This is a genomic window from Smaragdicoccus niigatensis DSM 44881 = NBRC 103563, from assembly GCF_000380645.1.
GTDB lineage: Bacteria > Actinomycetota > Actinomycetes > Mycobacteriales > Mycobacteriaceae > Smaragdicoccus > Smaragdicoccus niigatensis.
This window is the reverse complement of record NZ_AQXZ01000016.1, coordinates 441,738-460,441: the sequence shown is the minus strand read 5'-3', so window position 1 is coordinate 460,441 and position 18,704 is coordinate 441,738. Positions and strand designations below refer to the sequence as shown.

15 protein-coding genes are annotated in these 18,704 nt (G+C 65.7%); 8 read left to right on the top strand and 7 right to left on the bottom strand.

Features of this window, described 5'->3' with window-relative positions; genetic code table 11:
- Nucleotides 1-243: 243 nt before the first annotated feature.
- The 3 genes from F600_RS32145 to F600_RS0112625 all read left to right on the top strand — a co-directional run bounded on the left by F600_RS32145 (nt 244) and on the right by F600_RS0112625 (nt 2,326).
- Complete coding sequence (locus F600_RS32145; protein ID WP_018160989.1) at nt 244-567, top strand: hypothetical protein; 324 nt, start codon at nt 244-246, stop codon at nt 565-567.
- Nucleotides 568-580: 13 nt separating this feature from the next.
- Nucleotides 581-820, top strand: coding sequence for a hypothetical protein (locus F600_RS0112635; RefSeq protein ID WP_018160988.1), 240 nt, complete (start codon nt 581-583; stop codon nt 818-820).
- Nucleotides 821-925: 105 nt separating this feature from the next.
- Entirely contained in the window at nt 926-2,326 is a 1,401-nt protein-coding gene (locus F600_RS0112625) for an RNB domain-containing ribonuclease (RefSeq protein WP_018160986.1), read from the top strand.
- Here the strand turns inward: F600_RS0112625 and F600_RS27990 are convergent.
- The 5 genes from F600_RS27990 to panB all read right to left on the bottom strand — a co-directional run bounded on the left by F600_RS27990 (nt 2,323) and on the right by panB (nt 6,462).
- Nucleotides 2,323-3,291 (bottom strand): CapA family protein, encoded by a 969-nt coding sequence (locus F600_RS27990; protein ID WP_162141414.1) that lies wholly within the window; start codon nt 3,289-3,291, stop codon nt 2,323-2,325. The genes F600_RS0112625 and F600_RS27990 overlap by 4 nt on opposite strands.
- Nucleotides 3,292-3,316: 25 nt before the next feature.
- On the bottom strand, nt 3,317-4,201 hold the full coding sequence (locus tag F600_RS27985) for a CHAD domain-containing protein (protein ID WP_018160984.1): 885 nt from the start codon (nt 4,199-4,201) through the stop codon (nt 3,317-3,319).
- Nucleotides 4,198-5,151 (bottom strand): prolyl aminopeptidase, encoded by a 954-nt coding sequence (pip, locus tag F600_RS0112610; protein WP_018160983.1) that lies wholly within the window; start codon nt 5,149-5,151, stop codon nt 4,198-4,200. The genes F600_RS27985 and pip overlap by 4 nt, the downstream gene beginning before the upstream one ends.
- A gap of 2 nt (nt 5,152-5,153) precedes the next feature.
- Nucleotides 5,154-5,516 (bottom strand): hypothetical protein, encoded by a 363-nt coding sequence (locus tag F600_RS27980; protein ID WP_018160982.1) that lies wholly within the window; start codon nt 5,514-5,516, stop codon nt 5,154-5,156.
- 103 nt (nt 5,517-5,619) lie between these two features.
- Nucleotides 5,620-6,462 (bottom strand): 3-methyl-2-oxobutanoate hydroxymethyltransferase, encoded by an 843-nt coding sequence (gene panB / locus F600_RS0112600; RefSeq protein WP_026306489.1) that lies wholly within the window; start codon nt 6,460-6,462, stop codon nt 5,620-5,622.
- Between the two features lie 251 nt (nt 6,463-6,713).
- Between panB and F600_RS0112595 the strand changes: the two genes are divergently transcribed.
- From F600_RS0112595 to F600_RS0112585, 3 genes are read left to right on the top strand one after another with little or no spacing between them, the layout of a single operon-like run.
- The gene (locus tag F600_RS0112595) at nt 6,714-7,712 is read left to right on the top strand and encodes an alpha/beta hydrolase (protein ID WP_018160980.1); all 999 of its coding nucleotides are present in this window, start codon (nt 6,714-6,716) and stop codon (nt 7,710-7,712) included.
- Nucleotides 7,713-7,755: 43 nt separating this feature from the next.
- On the top strand, nt 7,756-9,282 hold the full coding sequence (locus F600_RS27975) for an alpha/beta hydrolase (RefSeq protein WP_018160979.1): 1,527 nt from the start codon (nt 7,756-7,758) through the stop codon (nt 9,280-9,282).
- On the top strand, nt 9,276-10,778 hold the full coding sequence (locus F600_RS0112585; RefSeq protein ID WP_026306488.1) for an alpha/beta hydrolase: 1,503 nt from the start codon (nt 9,276-9,278) through the stop codon (nt 10,776-10,778). Before F600_RS27975 ends, F600_RS0112585 begins: the two co-directional genes overlap by 7 nt.
- Nucleotide 10,779: 1 nt before the next feature.
- On the opposite strand, the gene F600_RS0112580 is transcribed toward F600_RS0112585, so the two are convergent.
- Complete coding sequence (locus tag F600_RS0112580) at nt 10,780-12,021, bottom strand: threonine/serine exporter family protein (protein ID WP_018160977.1); 1,242 nt, start codon at nt 12,019-12,021, stop codon at nt 10,780-10,782.
- 125 nt (nt 12,022-12,146) lie between these two features.
- Between F600_RS0112580 and glnA the strand changes: the two genes are divergently transcribed.
- Both glnA and F600_RS0112570 read left to right on the top strand, forming a co-directional pair.
- Nucleotides 12,147-13,490 (top strand): type I glutamate--ammonia ligase, encoded by a 1,344-nt coding sequence (glnA, locus tag F600_RS0112575; RefSeq protein WP_018160976.1) that lies wholly within the window; start codon nt 12,147-12,149, stop codon nt 13,488-13,490.
- 124 nt (nt 13,491-13,614) lie between these two features.
- Nucleotides 13,615-16,623 (top strand): bifunctional [glutamine synthetase] adenylyltransferase/[glutamine synthetase]-adenylyl-L-tyrosine phosphorylase, encoded by a 3,009-nt coding sequence (locus F600_RS0112570; protein ID WP_018160975.1) that lies wholly within the window; start codon nt 13,615-13,617, stop codon nt 16,621-16,623.
- 64 nt (nt 16,624-16,687) lie between these two features.
- Here the strand turns inward: F600_RS0112570 and F600_RS0112565 are convergent, their stop codons facing one another.
- Nucleotides 16,688-18,628: a M20/M25/M40 family metallo-hydrolase gene (locus F600_RS0112565; RefSeq protein ID WP_018160974.1), complete on the bottom strand. Its 1,941-nt coding sequence runs from the start codon at nt 18,626-18,628 to the stop codon at nt 16,688-16,690.
- Nucleotides 18,629-18,704 lie beyond the last annotated feature (76 nt).

The following is an 18,704-nucleotide window of genomic DNA, read 5'->3' as shown; positions in this document are numbered from 1 at the left end:
GCGGTCGCTCCCGGCACGAGCCCGACGAGCTGGGTCACCCCGACGGACAACGTGCAGCACATCGCGTATGTGGGGACTGATCAGAAGATTCAGGAACTGTTCTTCCGGCTCGGCGAGTGACGCCGACCCACCCGGCCCAGGCATATCCGCCCTCGGGACCGCATCGAGGTCCACGCAACGCGACCACCAAGCGCTCTGGTCGAAGGGGCGAGACCATTCATCGGCTCGCGTACCGTCGCCACCATGGGTAAACGGCTTTCGTCGGCAGCGTTCTCCTTCGATGACATTCGCCACGAGTTCGCGCTCCCGACGGACTACCCGGACGCCGCGGTGACCGAGGCGAAGAACGCGGTCGACCGGTTCGCCGACGCACGCGAAGACCGCACCGACATCCCCTTCGTGACCATCGATCCACCGGCTTCAATGGACCTGCATCATGACCAACGGTGCATTTGTTGCGCCAGTTCGCAGCCGCGCTGTCCGCGAAAGGCCTCTCGCGCGGGACAGAGCTTGGTGCTCGTGCCGGTCCGCAGAAGTGGGGGACTGCGCGAGCAGGCAGCAAGATAGCTATCTTTGAAACGTGGATGGTGGCCCGTATTCAGCAGCGCCGGTAGGGCTCTTGGTCGGGCTCGCCATACTTGCCGCGACGATCACGTTCGCGATCGTGCGCTACTACAGGCGCGGACATTTCGAGAACCCCGCCGAGTGGTCGACGCAGGATTACGCCACGCCTGAACCGCAGACGAGAAGCCCCGAGGACTACAACGTCCCCAGGGAGTCGCTGTACAAGCCGCTCAAGACCGAGCCGCCGATCAACTGACCCAGTCAAATCTTTGCAAACGCCCTGAAATCGCGAATCGCGTCGAGTTGGCCAGATACGACCTGAGCGAGACGGTTCCGGAACGGTTCGCGTACCGTCGCGACCATGGGTAAACGGCTATCCGCGACTGCCTTCTCGTTCGACGACATTCGAGCCGAGTTCGCATTGCCGAAGGACTACCCAGCGGTCGCGGTGAACGAGGCGACTAGAGCAACCGATCGCTATGCCCGCCAGCGCAAAGACCGCACCGACATCCCCTTCGTCACGATCGATCCGCCGGGCTCGATGGACCTCGACCAGGCCGTTCACATCGCGAAAACAGACAACGGGTTCACGGCGCACTACGCGATCGCGGACGTTGGTTCAGTCGTGGAGCCAGGGGGAGCGCTCGAGCAGGAGACCTGGTCTCGGGGGCAGACGATGTACCTCCCCGACGGGTCGGTGCCGTTGCATCCCAAGGTGCTCAGTGAAGGCACCGCAAGTCTGCTGCCGGACCAGATTCGACCGGCGGCCCTGTGGACGATCGAACTCAATGCACAGGGCGAACACACGTCGGTCAACGTCCATCGGGCACTCGTTCGGTCCGTGGCCCGCTTCGACTACACCGGCGTGTACGCCGACGCCCAGGCCGGACGACTGCACGCTTCCATCGAGCACCTGCCGGCGGTCGGAGACCTCCGGATGGCGTTGGCTCGCCAGCGTGGAGCCATCGAACTACACCTTCCAGAACAGGAGGTGGAGTCTGACGGCGCCGGCAAGTGGAAGCTCGTCGCGCGCGAACACACTCCGGCCGATGACTGGAACGCCGAGATCTCGTTGCTCACCGGTACCTGTGCCGCGAAGCTCATGCTCGACGCCAAGGTCGGGCTTCTGCGCACGTTGCCGCCGGCCGATGAGGGGTCGGTGGAGGCGCTGCGGAAATGCGCGAAATCGCTGGGAGTGGCGTGGCCCGACGCGATGAGTCCGGGCGAATTTCTCACGGGACTCGATCCGAACCTGCCGACCACGATGGCGCTCATGAGCGAGGCGACGAGTCTGCTCCGCGGTGCGTCCTACGTGCCGTTCGATGGCGAGTTGCCGGCGCAACCGTTGCACGCGGCGATCGGACTCCCGTACGCGCACGTCACCGCACCGCTGCGTCGTTTGGGCGATCGGTACGCCACCGAGGTCTGTCTGGCGATCTGTGCAGGTCAGCCGGTGCCGGACTGGGCGCGCACCCGCCTCTCCGATCTGCCGCCGGTCCTGCGGGAGTCCGACCAAACCGCCGGAAAAGTCGACCGGGCGTGCGTCGACAAAACGGAAGCTCTCGTCCTGAGCAGTCGAGTCGGTCAGACGTTCCCCGGGGCAGTTGTCCGGGCGGCGAACGAGAAGCATCCCGCGGATGTGTTCATCGCGGACCCGCCGGTGATCGCCCCCTGCGACGGCAACCCGACCGAAGGACAGCAGCTCCAGGTCCGGTTGACGGTCGCAGACCCGGCCCGACGTGCGGTCCGGTTCAGCGCCTAGCTGGCGCACCCCGCAACACTCAACGGATGCAGGACGTCAACCGGACCGCCAACAACGCGGGGCTCCGGATGTGATGCCGTGCGCGTCACCGGCTGCCACTCCGCTTTGACCGTCCGTTCACCGTCGAGCGTCAAGGTGAGCACGCCCCCGTCCGGCTGAGCGCTCGGCCACCACCAGGCAAAGTTGCCGAGCCCATAAGCGACAAAGGCATCGCCGATTCGGCCCATGCCCTGGATCGTATGGCTGTGCGCACCGGCCACGACGTCGGCCCCGGCATCGACCAGTTGGCGGGCCAAGGTCACTTGACTGGCGACCGCGCAACGATTCTGCTGGACGCCCCAATGCAGCATGACGACCACTGGCCCGTCGCTACTTGCGGAGCGGACCGCGGAGATCAAGCGCGCCGGATCGGCGACATGGGCGGTGCCCGGTGTCTGTGCCGTTGCGGACCAGTCCGCGGTCGGATCCGCGGTCGGGTCGTCGTCGAGGCTGGCCGCGAATACCGTCACGGTTGTCCCTCGGACGTCGATTCGCGCGGGTGCATACGCATCGTCGAGGTCTTTGCCGACGCCGATGATGTGGGGCACCGCAGTGCGCGTACGGATGGCGAGGGTGTCGCTCAGACCGTCTCGCCCGTAGTCGAGGGCGTGGTTGTTCGCCATGGTGAGGACGTCGACGCCCAGGTCGCCCAACGAGCGAACGTCCTGCTCACCGGCCCGAAAGACATACCGCTTGTCGGACTTGGTTCCGCCGTCGGTGAGCGCGGTCTCGAAGTTGACGATCGCGACGTCCGCAGCGCGCAGCGGCGCGAAAGACTGCTGATAGCTCGGGTCAGCCAGGTTGACCGGCGGATGAGCGTGCACGTCACCGGCCAGTGCCACCGTGAGCGTTTCCGGATGCGAGGCGCACGCGCCCAGACCGCTCGATGCCAATGCGATGGCGAGGACGGTTCGCAGTGCTCTCACGCCGCGAAGCGTATCCGCCGTCCGTTCAGCGCAGGACCGCACACTCCGTCGTGAGCACGTCGAGTGCGGGGCGGTAGCCGGAGAGGAAATTTTCCGCGGCTATCCCTTCGGTGTGGTGCAGAACCCCGTAGACGAACAAGTCCTCGCCCTCCGCTCGTGCCTGCGCCGCCACGTCCATGATGTGAGCCTGTGCCTCGGCCGCATCGCGCCAATCGCCGAGCACGGACTGCAATGACTTGGCCGCCGAGGCGACCTGGGACGCCGCCTCGCCGAGCACCGCAGCCGCGGCTTCACCCGAGTATCGAAGCGCCTTGCTCGACTTCCGAACCTCATGCAGAGCTTCGATACGGTCCTCCGCGGAGGCCGCGAACTGCATCCGCACGTCGTCACGGACGCGCTCATAGTCCCTGGTCAAGCAGTCGAGGAAGATCTTCTCGGCAGGAGCTGCGGACAATTTAGTGTCGAGCTCGCCGACGCTGAGTTCCTCGAGTCGAGCACGCAAGGCGCGGTAGCGGTCACCGCCGAGCTCCTTGACCGCACCCTCGTGTGCGTCGGCATAACGACGCCGTTGCGCGCCGACGAGGCGGTCGTACGCGGGCCCTTGTGCCAAGCCGTCGGGCTGCACGTCGAGCAGGTTCTGGAATCGCTCGGCGAGGACTTCGGCGTCGCGGGCTTCGCCGAGCAGCCCGGCGAGCCACTTGAGTTCGTCGCGAAGTTCCTTCGCAGAGTCACCCGGAAGGATCTTCTTGTAGCTGCGCATGACGCTGCGAAGTCGACGGGTAGCAACCCGCATCTGATGGACGGAGTCGTACTTGTCTGCGATGACGTCCGGCTCGGCCTTGATGAGTCGATCGACGTCGGATCGCAAGGCAGTCAGCAGCGCTGATCCGGCCGTGGTCTTGCTTTTCATCGGAATCGGTCCGTTGTCTCTACGAGGTGGTGAACGATGCCGGGCTCGCTGGCCGCGTGACCGGCATCTTCGACGATGATCAGCGTCGAATTCGGTAGGACCTTGTGTAGGTCCCAGGCATTACGAGCTGGGCAAACGAGGTCGTATCTGCCGTGAACAATCACTGTCGGGATGTCTTCGATCTTCGACGCCTCGTCGAGGAGCTGACCCTCACGCAGGAATCCCGCGTGACAGAAATAGTGGTTTTCGAGACCGGCAAAGGCGAGCGCGTACCGCGGGTCGGCGGAGGATCGCACCCGCTCCTCGTCGGGTAGCAGGGACAGCGTAGCGGCTTCCCAGGTGGTCCAGGCGATCGCGGCGGCCTCGGCGACGGCGCGGTCGTTCGAATTCAGTAGTTCGCGATAGACCTCGATGAGGTCGCGTTCGCGGTCCGCAGGTGGAACCGGCGCGAGGAACTGCTCCCAGAGGTCGGGAAATGCCCAGCCGGTCTGGCCGTTGTAGAACCAGTCGAGCTCGGCGCGCCGAAGTAGGAAGATGCCGCGCAGCACCAATTCGGTCACCCGATTCGGGTGACGTTGTGCGTAGGCGAGCGACAACGTCGAACCCCACGATCCGCCGAAGACCTGCCACTGGTCGATGCCGAGAAGCTCGCGAAGGGCTTCGAGGTCGTCGATGAGGTGGTCGGTCGTGTTGAGCGAGAGATCCGCGCCGTCGGCGACGTGGGGCCGCGAGCGACCGCATCCGCGCTGGTCCAGGAGCACGATGCGGTAAGCGGCCGGATCGAAGAACTGGCGGTGCCAGGGAGCGCTGCCGGCACCGGGGCCGCCGTGCAGGAAGACCACCGGCTTTCCGTCCGGATTGCCAGAGGTCTCCCAGTAGATCTCCTGGCCATCGGCAGTGGTCAGAAATCCGGTCTCATACGGCTCGATCGCGGGATAGAGAGTCCGCATCGTCAGCCGAGCCCAATCAAGCCGGCAGCAAAGCTCGGCAGTTCCAGTGCAGTGAGCGCTTCGGTGCGCGTCTGGGCACACTGCTTCATCGTCACGTCGTCGACCAGTGCGCGATTGCCGATGATCTGGGCGGTGACGCCGTTCTGGAGACCCCACGCCTGAACGAGGACGTTCAGCGCGGGATGCGTCAGCGACGGAGTCTGTATGCGCCAGTCCGAAAGGGCACCGTGGAGTTGATCGCACAATTGCGCAACGGCGTTATTGGCGACCGCCGGTGGCGGTGTCGTGGTCGCGGGCGGAGCCGACTGCCCCGGCCCACAGGCGGCGAGCGCCATGGCGGTCGCGGAAACGGTGAGCAAGCGCACCGAAGTCAAGCTGGTACCTCGATTCTGTGAAAGGGGTACTGCACATTCGATTTTGCCACCTACGGGTGGTGGCGCGCTTGTCGAGAGCTGCCGGGATGACCCGTCAGAAGGAGTGCTCAGGTCCCGGGAAGGCGCCGGTCGCGACGTCGTCGCGGTACTGCTCGGCGGCGGTCTGCAGGGCGGTACCCAGCTCGGCATACCGCTTCACGAACTTCGCCGTGCGGCCCTTGGTGTAGCCGGCCATGTCCTGCCACACGAGAACCTGCGCGTCGCACTCCCTGCCGGCGCCGATGCCGATCGTGGGGATCTGGAGCTTGCCGGTGACCTGCCCCGCGAGCTCGGCCGGAACCATCTCCATGACCACGGAGAACGCGCCGGCTTCCTGAACCGCGATCGCGTCGGCGATGAGCTGGTCAGCGCCGTCGCCACGTCCCTGGACGCGGAATCCGCCGAGGCTGTTGACGCTCTGCGGGGTGAAGCCGATGTGGGCCATGACCGGGATGCCGGCGGCGGTGATGGCGGCGATCTGCGCGGCCATCCGCTCGCCACCTTCGAGCTTGACCGCGTGCGCCATGCCTTCGTTCATGAAGCGGATCGCCGTGCGGACGGCCTGCTCCGGGGATACCTCGTACGAACCGAACGGGAGGTCGGCGACGACGAGCGCGTGGGGGGCACCGCGGACGACCGCGCGCACCAGCGGGATGAGTTCCTCGATGTTGACGTGGACCGTCGTGTCGTAGCCGTACACGACATTGGCAGCCGAATCGCCGACGAGGAGGACCGGAATCTCGGCGTCGTCGAAGAGCTTGGCGCTCGAGTAATCGTAGGCCGTCAGCATGGCCCATTTGCGGCCCTCGGCCTTGGCGGACTGAAGGTGGTGGATGCGTGTCTTGCGACGCGGAGCCGCACTCGTGGGGGCAGCACCGTACGCGGGCATTTCGGACATCGATGTCTCTTTCCATCCTCGAGGCCCACGCTGTGGGTCCCCGGGTTTCTCGGTACCACTCAAGTGTTCCACCACCGGTGGATCGCGTGTAGGGATCGACGCGGTGGACTTCGTCACAGCCTGAATCGGCCGAGATTGTCATGTGAACAGGGGAATCTCGATCACAGAACGATTCCGACCTGGGGTTTTTGCAATTCAAAGATCAATTACCGACCTGTACTGACGGCATTCGCACTCGGAGGAGGTTTGCCATGGTCGGGAAGTGGATCACCCGGAGCACCGTCGCGGCGGCACTGATCGTCGCGGCTCAACTGACGGCATTCCCCACGGCGCCGGTATCGGCGGCCGGGGCCAGCGTCACCAGTTTCAAGCAGCTTTCGGGGCGAGCCGTCCAGCTCACGATCGACTCACCGGCGATGGGCCGCCCGGTGCGCGTTGACGTCATCCGCGCGAATCCCACCGGGACCGCGCCGACTCTCTATCTCCTCGACGGAACGGGAGCCCGGGACGATCAGCAGGCGAGTTCGTGGCTCCTGCGCACCGACGTCGATGCGTTCACGGCGGACAAGAACGTCAACGTGGTGATGCCGGTCGGCGGCGGCGGGACGCTATACACGGACTGGCAGAAAGATGACCCGACCCTCGGCCACTTGAAGTGGGAGACGTTCCTGACGCATGAGCTTCCCGCGATCATCGACGGCGCCGACGCGGGCCATTACGGCGGCAGCGGACGCAATGCCATCGCGGGTCTGTCCGCGGGCGGTATGGCCGCAGCTTCGCTCGCCGTCCGATTCCCGAGTCTCTACCAGGCCGTCGGGTCGTACAGCACGTGCCTGTTCTTCACCAACCCGGCCGGCCAGGCGATCGTTCGTGGCTCGGTCATCTCCCGCGGCGGAAACCCGACGAACATGTGGGGTCCGGTCACCGACCCGGATTGGCCGGCCCATGACCCGGCCCGGCACCTCGACAAGCTCAAGGGAAAGCCGTTCTACGTTTCGGTGGGTTCGGGCGTACCGGGTCCGCTCGACCTGAACTTCGACCCGTCCTACTCGTTCCCCACGGACCTCGCCGGTGCCATCGCCCAGGAGCAGGGCGCGGCCGACTGCACCAAGACGTTCCAGATCAAGGCCAGGTTGGCCGGGGTGACCGGGACGTTCCGGTACAACCTCATCGGAACCCACTCGTGGCCGTACTGGCAGATCGCCCTGCACGACTCGTGGGCGACGTTGAAGAGGGGCCTCGGGCTTTAGGCGTGAGTGTGAGCCGGACGAGCCGCGTGGCACGATCGTTCCCATGCTCGTTCGGCGAATCGCGGCCCTGACCGCAGTCACCGCTTTCGTGGTGGCCGGCTGCTCGACCGCCCGCCCGCAAGCGCGTCCGGACACCTCGCACCCGGTGCCGACCGGTCTCGAGCGGTTCTATACCCAGGAGTTGGACTGGGGGAGTTGCGTCGGATACCGGCACCGGGACGAAGCCCTGTCTCGGCTGCTCGAGTGCGCCCGGATCGACGTCCCGATCGACTACGACCATCCCGATGCGGGCACGGCGCAGATCGCAATGTCGCGGATCCGTGCGTCCGGGGACAAGATCGGCTCGCTCATCGTCAACCCCGGTGGGCCCGGGGCTTCCGGACTGAACACTCCGACGAACGTCGCGAACTCGGCTGTCGGTCGCTCGTTCGACGTGGTCGGGTTCGATCCCCGTGGCGTTGGTGCCTCTACTCCATCGATCGTGTGCAACAGCGACGCGGAGATCGACGCAGACCGGCGCGACCTCGACGTCGACACCTCGCCCGCGGGAATCGCGGAGACCGAGCAGGAAGAGCGCGACTACGCAGCACGCTGTCAGGCGAAGAGCAACCTCACTCTGCTCGAACACGTGGGCACCCGGGACGTCGTCCGGGATCTCGATGTCATGCGCGCGGTACTCGGCGATCCGAAACTGAACTTCGTCGGGTTCTCGTACGGCACGAAGATCGGCTCGGACTATCTCGCCGCCTATCCCGATCGAGTTCGTGCGATGGTGCTCGACGGCGGGGTACCGCCCGGCGCCGACCCGGTCGAGGAAATCCGGGTGCAGCTTGTCGGCTTCCAGACCGCGTTCGACAACTTTGCCCGTCAGTGCGCGCAGAGTTCGGACTGCCCGCTCGGAACGGATCCGGCGCATGCTGTCGCGCGGTACCGCGCACTGGTCAACCCGCTGATTGCCAAGCCCGCGAGGACCGACGACGGGCGCGGTTTGAGTTACTCAGATGCGATCACCGGCACCCAGCAGGCGCTGTACAGCCCCGAGATGTGGGGCATGCTGACGACCGGTCTGCGCGAGCTCGGCTTCGGCCGCGGGGACAGCCTCCTCGCCCTCGCGGACTACTACGACGGTCGCCGTAGCGACGGCACCTACAGCAACATGGACGACGCGTTCAACGCGATTCGCTGCGCCGACGACCCGCCTGTCACCGATCGTGCGCGCGTGGACCAGGCCGACGGAGAATTCCGCAAAGCGGCACCCTTTATGGACGACGGTCGGGGCAACGGCAACGCTGCTCTGGATACGTGTGCGTTCTGGCCGGTCAAGTTCGACTACACCGAGCCGAAGATTCCGGCGAATGTGCCGAAGGTCGTCGTCGTTTCGACGACCGGTGACCCGGCGACTCCCTATCAGGACGGAGTCGATCTCGCGAAGGCAATTGGTGCTTCTCTGCTCACTTACCACGGAACTCAGCACACGGTGTCGTTCAATTACGGGGTGGCTTGCATCGATGACGTCGTGATTGCCTACCTGGTTGACCTCACGGTGCCGCCGGAGGGTTATTCGTGCTGAATCGGAGCGCGATCGCGGCTGCAGTGCTCGTGTTGGCTGGATGCACCAGCGCCGGCACGCCGCGACCGGCGCCCGATCCGCCAACCCCGGACCTCAATCGGTTTTATGCGCAACACGTCGTTTGGGGGTCATGCGAGGGTTTCCCGGGCGCGACGCGGGCCATGGAGTGTGGCCGCATCGATGTGCCCATGGACTACGCCCATCCGGAGAAGGCGTCGATTTCGATTCCGCTGAGCCGGCTGCCCGCCAGGGGCGAGAAGATCGGATCTCTGTTCCTCAACCCGGGTGGTCCCGGCGCATCTGGTCTGGGCATGCCGTTGATGGCGGCGAAGTCCGCACTTGCCGATCGATTCGACCTGGTCGGCTTCGACCCGCGCGGTATCGGCGCGTCGATTCCGGCGATCCGATGTCTGACGAATCCGGAGCGCGATGCCGACCGCGCCGACCTTGACGTCGACTATTCGCCGGCGGGAATTCGGCAGACCGAGGACGAGGAGAAGCACTTCTCCGAGCGCTGCGAACAAGTGAGTGGCCGGGATCTGCTCGCCAACGTCGGCACCCGCGATGTCGCGAAGGACCTCGACATCATGCGCACGGCCGTCGGGGATCCGAAGCTGAACTACCTCGGCTATTCCTACGGTACGGCGATCGGCACGCAGTATGCAGAAACATTCGGCGGCAACAAGATTCGGGCGATGGTACTCGACGGAGCGGTCGACCCCACGGTGAGCCGTGCCGACAAGGTCGTTCGTCAGCTCGCCGGTTTCCAGAAGGCCTTCGACGCCTTCGTCGCCGACTGCGTCACCATCGACGGCTGCCCCCTCGGGACCGATCCCGCCAAAGCGAACGATCGCTATCACGCACTGATCGAACCGCTCATCACGAAGCCTGCGCAGACGGCCGACCCGCGCGGCTTGAGCTTCAACGATGCGCGGACCGGAACGGGAGCGGCGCTGTATCAGGAAGCGCGCTGGCCGAAACTGTTCGTCGGACTTCTCGAACTCGAGGTCGGCCGTGGTGACCAGTTGCTCGCGCTCGCGGACCAGTACGAGGGCCGCAATGACGACGGGTCCTACGACAACGAGGGCGACGCATTCACCGCGGTTCGGTGCATCGACTACCCGGCGGTGACAGACCGCGCGGTCGCGGGTCGCGATGATCGGCGTTTCCGGGATGCGGCACCGTTCCTCGACGACCAACACGGAACCGGACAGGCGCCGCTCGATCAATGCGCCTTTTGGCCGGTCCCGCCGACGGGGGATGCGCATCCTGTGCGGGTTTCCGGGCTTCCCCCGATCGTCGTCATCTCGACGACCGGTGATCCCGCGACGCCCTACGAGTCTGGTGAAGTCCTCGCCAAGCAACTGGGCGGAGTTCTCGTGACCTACCGGGGGACCCAACACACGGTTGCGCTCCACGGGGTCGATTGCATCGACCAGACGGTGTTCGCCTACTTCATCGATTCGATTGTTCCGCCGGTCGGAAAGACGTGCTGACCTACGCCCGCGCCTCGTTGTCGTCGATCCAGTTGTGCTTCGGAATCGAATTCCAGATGGCCAGGGCGACCTGGAATCCCAGAGCGATTGAAATCATCGACGCCAGCATCGCGACGACGGACTGACTACTTGCGCCGCCGGTGATTTCGGTGATCCCGATGAGGCCGACGGAGCTCGGCACCAGAAGCCAGAATCCGGGAGCCAGAATGGTCTGGAGAGCCGGCATGTTGCGACGGCGGCTCAAGGCCAAAGCGCACAGCATGAGGGCCAGGCCACCGCCGAATCCGCTGACATAGCCGCCGACCGCCAGAGCCGTCACGCGTTGGCTGGCGTAGCTGACGAACAGGATGAGCACGAGCCACGGCAGGAACTGTCGCGGTGGACCGTGCTCGAGCTTGATTCCGATGGCCAACACGAAAACGCCGAGCCATGGCGCCCACGGACCGAAGAAGTTGCCTGTCTGGTCCGTGATCTCCGCGCTCGACAGCCCGACGAGTTGAATCGCAATGACGATGCCCAGGGCCAGTTGTGCCAGTTGCATCAGACCAGCCACCAACCGAGCCGATCCGGACACGATCTCGCCGGTGGCGGATTCAATGACGCCGAGGGTGATGGCCACGCCGGGCAGAAAGGCGACCAGGGGAGCGATCAATCCGCGCAGGTCGAAGTGGCCGACGTTCAGCAGCCGTTCGAGGCCGAACAGGGTCAACGTCACCACGAAGGCACATAACGCGGGCAGTAGGTATCGAAGGCCCAGAAACGGACCGACGAACCGGCGCACTGCGCCGATGAGGAGTCCGAGCCCGACCGCGGCGATCATCGAGACCGGCACCGGTTGCAGCATGAGGCCGTAAGCAGTGCATTGCAGGGCATATCCGATGACACCGACCCACGCCGGGTAGGGCGGGGGCAACGCGAGAATCCGGTCGAGTTCGGCCGACCCGGCCGCGGGGCCGATTCCGCCGCGATGAGCCGTCCGCACGAGGTTGCCCAGCGGGAAGGTCTGGTCGAACCGAACCGGGTGTTCTTCGCGCACCATCCGGGTCCGATCGACATCGCCGATCTGGATGAAGTTTGGCAGCACCAGCATCGGACAGCTGAACCCGTAGGCGTGGGCCGTCCGCTGCAAAGCAAGGCGCACAATGTTGACCGGATAGCCCGCGGCCAGCATCGTTGCGCCGAGGCGGGCCAGGAAATCCATCGCGACGGCCTGGTCCTCGACGGGCTCGGCAACCTCTGACATGGTCGACCCCCTGGTGCTGGCGGCGGCTGTAACTCACGGTGCCACAACCGGGCTCGTCAACACGCGTTTCCTGGAACCCGCTCTTAAGTACTGAAATGCCGGAAAAACCCATTAGGCTCGCGTGCATGGATCGTCAGAAGGAATTCGTGCTTCGTACTCTCGAAGAGCGCGACATCCGCTTCGTTCGACTGTGGTTCACCGATGTTCTCGGCTACCTCAAGTCCGTAGCAATCGCGCCGGCCGAGCTCGAAGGCGCATTCGAAGAGGGCATCGGGTTCGACGGTTCGGCGATCCAGGGATTCGCGCGCGTCTTTGAGGCGGACATGGTCGCCCGACCTGACCCCTCGACGTTCCAGATCCTGCCGTGGACCGCAGCGGGCAGTCCGCAGCAGCACACCGCGCGCATGTTCTGCGACATCGCGATGCCGGACGGTTCGCCGTCGTGGGCTGACCCGCGCCACGTGCTCCGTCGCGCGCTCAACAAGGCCGGAGACCTCGGCTTCAGCTGCTACATCCACCCCGAGATCGAGTTCTTCCTGCTCGAGCAGGGGCCGTTCGACGGTTCCGAGCCGGTTCCGGCCGACCGTGGTGGATTCTTCGATCAGGCCTCGCACGACCGGGCACCGAGCTTCCGCCGGATGGCGATCGAGGCACTCGAATCGATGGGCATCTCCGTCGAGTTCAGCCACCATGAGGGCGCTCCCGGCCAGCAGGAGATCGACCTCCGCTACGCCGACGCGCTGTCGATGGCCGACAACATCATGACCTTCCGCTACGTCGTGAAGGAGGTCGCCCTCAGCCAGGGCGTGCGTGCGACCTTCATGCCGAAGCCGTTCACGCAGTACCCGGGCTCGGCGATGCACACGCACCTGAGCCTGTTCGAGGGCGAGACGAACGCCTTCCACGATCCCGACGACCCGATCCAGCTGTCGGCGACCGCTCGCGCGTTCATCGCCGGAATTCTCGAACACTCAGTTGAGATCAGCGCGGTCACCAACCAGTGGGTCAACTCGTACAAGCGCCTCATCCAGGGTGGCGAGGCCCCGACGGCTGCGTCCTGGGGGCGGTCGAACCGCTCTGCACTTGTGCGTGTTCCGATGTACACGCCGAACAAGTCGGCGTCGCGGCGCATCGAGGTCCGTACCCCGGACTCCGCGTGCAACCCGTATCTGACCTACGCCGTGCTGCTCGCGGCGGGCCTGCGCGGCATCGAGCAGGGCTACGAGCTGCCGGCCGAGGCCGAAGACAACGTCTGGGACCTCACTCCGGCGGAGCGTCGCGCACTCGGATTCAAGGAACTGCCGACCAACCTCTCCGCTGCGCTGGTGGAAATGGAGAAGTCCGAGCTCGTCGCCGAGGCCCTCGGTGAGCACGTGTTCGACTTCTTCCTCCGCAACAAGCGTCGCGAGTGGGAAGACTTCCGTGCCCAGGTCACCCCTTACGAGCTGCGGGAATACCTGAGTTTGTGAGCTGGCCGGGTGACGTCTGGACTGACGAGTCGAGGGCTGTGAGGCACGAGCAGTTCGAGCGAGGAGGGAAGACGGTGCCCATAGGGCCGGCGAACCGCCGAAGCGGAGCGAAGGCAATGACACTGTGACTCGCCCGCCGACTTCTCGTTCGGTACTCCCGAGCCCGGCTCGGCTTGGTCTCCTCGGCTCGACCGCGGGTGCCGACCTCGACGCGCTCGGTTGGATGCGGGAGCCTTACGTGCCGGTGCTGTGGGCGTTGTCCCGCGCGCCGGACGCCGATCTCGCGCTGCGCACGCTGGCCGACTTGCGCGCAAAGCTGGGCCCCGCGTGGCAAGAACTTGACACGGCAGTGCGTGAGGACCGGGCCCTGCGCGGTCGGTTGCTTGCCCTCATCGGTGGATCAGGCGCGTTCGCCGACCAACTTTGTGTCGATCCTTCCTCGTGGAAGCTATTGCAGCGCAAGGAGCTTCAGTCCAAGGACGAGCTCCTGAGCGCGATGCTCAGTGCAGTCGGAGCGAAACCGGAGACCGGTCCGGCCGCGTCGCCGATGCTCTTCCGGGCCACGATCACCGGGCCGGACGCGGTCGCGGCGCTCAAGAAGCGCTACCGAGAACTCGTCATGTTCCTCGCCGCGCTCGATCTTGCGGCGACGGTCGAGAACGAACCGGTCGTCCCGTTCACCAAGGTCGCCGAGCAACTCTCTGACCTCGCCGACGTGGCGCTGACCGCCGCGTTGTCGGTCGCAGTGGCGACGCTGTGGCCTAACGATCCGTGTCCGGTCCGGCTCGGTGTTCTCGCCATGGGCAAATGCGGTGGTCGGGAACTGAACTACATCTCCGACGTCGATGTCGTGTTCGTGGCGGAGCCGAACGGTCCGCAAGCGGCCCGCCTCGCCGCCGAGATGATGCGCATCGGTTCGAGTGCGTACTTCGAGGTCGACGCCGCGCTGCGCCCCGAAGGCAAGCGGGGCGAACTGACGCGGACACTGGATTCGCATATCGCGTACTACAAGCGCTGGGCGAAGACCTGGGAGTTTCAGGCTCTTCTCAAGGCTCGGCCGATGACCGGGGACATCGACCTCGCAACCCGGTACTGCGACGCGTTGCTGCCGATGGTGTGGCTAGCATCCGAACGGGCTGATTTCGTCGTCGACGTGCAGGCGATGCGTCGCCGCGTCGAGGAGTCGATTCCGTCCGGGCTCCAGGAACGAGAACTCAAGCTCGGGCGCGGCGGCCTACGCGATGTCGAATTCGCGGTGCAACTGCTGCAGCTCGTCCACGGCCGAACCGACGCTTCGCTCCGCGTGACGTCGACCGTTGCCGCGTTGACTGCGCTCGCGCAGGGCGGCTACATCGGCCGCGACGACGCCGCGAACATGACTGCGTCGTACGAGTTCCTGCGGCTGCTCGAACACCGCCTACAGCTGCAGAAGATGCGCCGAACGCACCTGCTTCCGGAGCCCGACAACCACGAAGCATTTCGGTGGCTGGCCCGGGCGGCGCACATGCGCCCCGACGGACAGCACGATGCCGAAGGCGTGTTGAAGGCCGAGATCAAGCGCAATGCCTATCGGGTTCGACGCCTGCACTCGAAGCTCTTCTACCGACCGCTCCTCGAGTCGGTGACACGCATGGACCGGGACGCGGTGACGCTCAGTCCGGAGGCCGCGGTTCGGCAGCTCGCCGTGCTCGGCTATACGTCACCGCAGAACGCGCTCGGCCACCTGAGGGCCCTGACCAGCGGAGTTTCCCGTAAGGGCCGAATCCAGGCAGTGCTGCTGCCGCAGCTGCTCGAGTGGCTGGGGGAGACGCCAGACCCGGACGCCGGTCTGCTCGCGTACCGCCGCCTGTGCGAGGAACACGACGACCTGAACTGGTTCCTGCGCGAGTTGCGGGACGAGGGAGCGGTCGCGCATCGGTTGATGACGCTGCTGGGCACGTCCGGCTACCTTCCGGATCTGCTCATGAAGGCCCCCGACGTCATCCGGCTCTACGGCGATGGCCCGAGCGGTCCACTCCTGACCGGCACGGCACCCGACGAGGTGGCGCGCGGTATTGCGGCCGCGACCGCGCGGTACAACGACCCGGCGCGTGCGGTTGCCGCGGCTCGATCGCTGCGGCGTCATGAACTGGCACGGGTGGCGTCGGCCGACATGCTCGGACTTCTCGACCTTCGGCAGGTGTGCCAGGCGCTGTCGTCAGTGTGGGTTGCCGTCCTGGCCGCGTCGATGGACGCGGTGATCGCGGCGTGGAAGACGGAGAACAAGGCCTCGCCGCCCGCGCGGCTTGCCGTTATCGGCATGGGCCGGCTCGGCGGCGCTGAACTCGGATACGGCTCCGACGCGGACGTCATGTTCGTGTGCGAGCCGGTCGAGGGCGTCGAGGAAGGCGTCGCGGTCAAGTGGGCCGGGACGGTGGCGGAAACGGTGCAGCGGCTTCTCGGTGCGCCGAGCATGGACCCGCCACTGCAAGTCGATACCGCGCTGCGGCCGGAAGGTCGTGGGGGACCGCCGGTTCGGACCCTCGCGTCCTACGAGGCCTACTACGCGCAATGGGTTCAGACGTGGGAGGTCCAGGCCCTGCTACGGGCCCACGCGGTGTGCGGCGACCCGGATCTCGGGCAACGCTTCTTGCGACTGATCGACCGCTATCGCTACCCAGAGGGCGGCATCTCGTCCGATGCGATCCGGGAGATTCGCCGCATCAAGGCGCGCGTGGACTCCGAACGGCTGCCGCGCGGGGCGGACCCGTCGACCCACACCAAGCTGGGTCGCGGCGGTCTCGCCGACGTCGAGTGGACCGTTCAGCTGCTGCAGCTGAAGTTCGCCCATGAGCACAAGGCGCTGCACAACACGTCGACCCTCGAAACCCTGACAGTGGCGGCTGACCTGGGGCTGCTCTCCGCTGAAGATGCTTTCCAGCTTCGCGAAGCGTGGCTCACCGCGACGCGCGCGCGGAATGCCTTGGTACTGGTCAAGGGCAAGCCGACGGATCAGTTGCCGGGGCCGGGGCGGGTTCTCACCGCGGTCGCGAGAGCGGCTGGCTGGAGCGGGGACGCGGGGTCGTTCCTCGACAACTATCTGCGGGTGACACGGCGCGCTCGCATTGTGGTCGAGCGGGTTTTCGGGTCCTAGCCGGACCCGTGCACCGTGAGGGCCCTTGTCGGCGACGAAATTGGGTGCGTGAGGGTGCACAGCCCTAAAGCCGCTGAAGCAACCGCACGTTGAAGTCGATGATGCGCTTGTAGTTGGCCAGCGAAATCCGCTCATCGGTGCCGTGAATGCGTTCGAGGTCGGCACGGTCGAGCAGGATCGGCGTGAAGTTGAACCGCGCCTGCGCCACCGCGCTGTAGTGCCGCGAGTCGGTCGCACCCGGCACCAGACCACTGGTGATGAGCGCCGCGGGAACTGTCTCCTGCACGACCTCGGAGATCATGTCGAACAGCGGCGAATTCGGATCGGTCGAGGGCGAGGGGTCCGCCGCGAAGCCGGACGTCACGCCGATCCGGACCCGCTCGTCGTCGACGACCTTGATGCAGTGCTCCACCACGGAATCGATCGTGTCGCCCGCGAGGATGCGGACGTTGATGAACGCCTCGGCCGATTGGGGCAGCACGTTCTCCTTGACACCGCCGCGGATTACCGTGGGCGCGAACGTCGTTCGTACGAGCGCTGCCGTGTGTGGTTTGAGCGACAGCAGCTTGGCGATCGGCTTGGGGAATCGCTCGGCGCTAGCCAGAACCGCGCGCACGGGACCCGGCATGTGCGGGCCCATTCGACGCACCATGTCGAGGACGGGCGGGGTCACGCGCAGCGGCAACGGGTTGTCCTGAATCCGGGCGATCGCCTGGGCGATCCGTCCGACCGCAGTCCGTTCGGGCGGCATCGAAGAGTGACCGCCCGGGTCGGTCGCGTCGAGACGAAGCGTGGCGAATCCCTTCTCGCCGAGCATGATCGATGCGACCGGCGGAGAGATGCCGTCGACCATGCCCACCGACACGATTCCGCCCTCGTCGAGGACGAAATCCGCGCTCACGTTCTGGGTCGCCAGGTATTGCGCCATGACCTGCGCACCCTCGTGGCCGCCCACCTCCTCGTCGTGGCCGAACGCGAAGTAGATCGTCGTCTTGGGATGGAATCCGCGGCGCAGGAGATCCTCGATCGCCTCGAGAATCGCGAGCACGCGGCTCTTGTCATCGATCGCTCCGCGACCCCACACGAACTCGTCGTCGACGACGCCACTGAACGGCGGATGGCTCCACAAGTCCGCGTTGTCGACCGGAACGACGTCTTGGTGGGCGAGCAGGATCGCGCCGACGTGCTCGGACTCGCCCTTCCAGCAGTAGAGGCGGCTCGGGCCAAATGTGCTCCAGTCCAATTCACGGTGGACCCGCGGGAATTGCTCTTCGAGGTAGGCGCCGAGCCGATGGAACGGGGCTTCCGCGCGCTTGGTCAATTCATCGTGCGACACGGTGGCGATGCGCAGTGCCTCGCCGAGTCGTTCGGCAGCTTCGTGGTCGACGTCGTCGGACGGAATCGACAACCCGAGACCGGCGGCGAAAGCGGGGATTCGGGCGGCGTTGAGGCGGGCTCGAATACTGACCACTGAACCGCGCTCCGCGGTCAGCGTGGTGAGGCCGATGCGCCAACGGCCGTCGACATCGGGTTCGCCGAAGATCGCGTCGAGCCCGGTCAGAGTTCTGTCGAGATCCGGGGAGACGAGGGTCAGGCGGGTGACCGAAATCGTCGTCGCGGGACCGGACTTCGCCGATGCCTGGGTGAGAACGGGAAGTGCGGGATCGTCTGGGGTGATCGTCTTGCCCGATTTCGAGACGCCGATACCGGCTTCCTCGAGTCGATCGACGTACCTGCTGAGGTCCTTGACCCGGAACACCGCGCGCCGGATCCCGGTGAAGTCATTGCCGAGCGTGCGCGACACCACGCGTAGTGCACTCGCGGCGACCGTGCCCGGCCCACTCAGCACGATTCGCGAGTTGCCGGCGCATGCGATGCCCGCCGTACCGCCGCGTAGCGGTCCGAGGTCGCGCTTCACCAGGAGGTATCCGGAAGCCCGGAATTCCCGTACCGCGCTCGCGAGATCAGCGACGGCCAGGTCGAGATGGTCGAACTCGATGGTCAATGGAGGTTTGGTCCCAGGAGAGTGAAAAGCGTTGGTGTGTCACAAAAAAGCATTGGAGTTGATCTCAACATCGCCA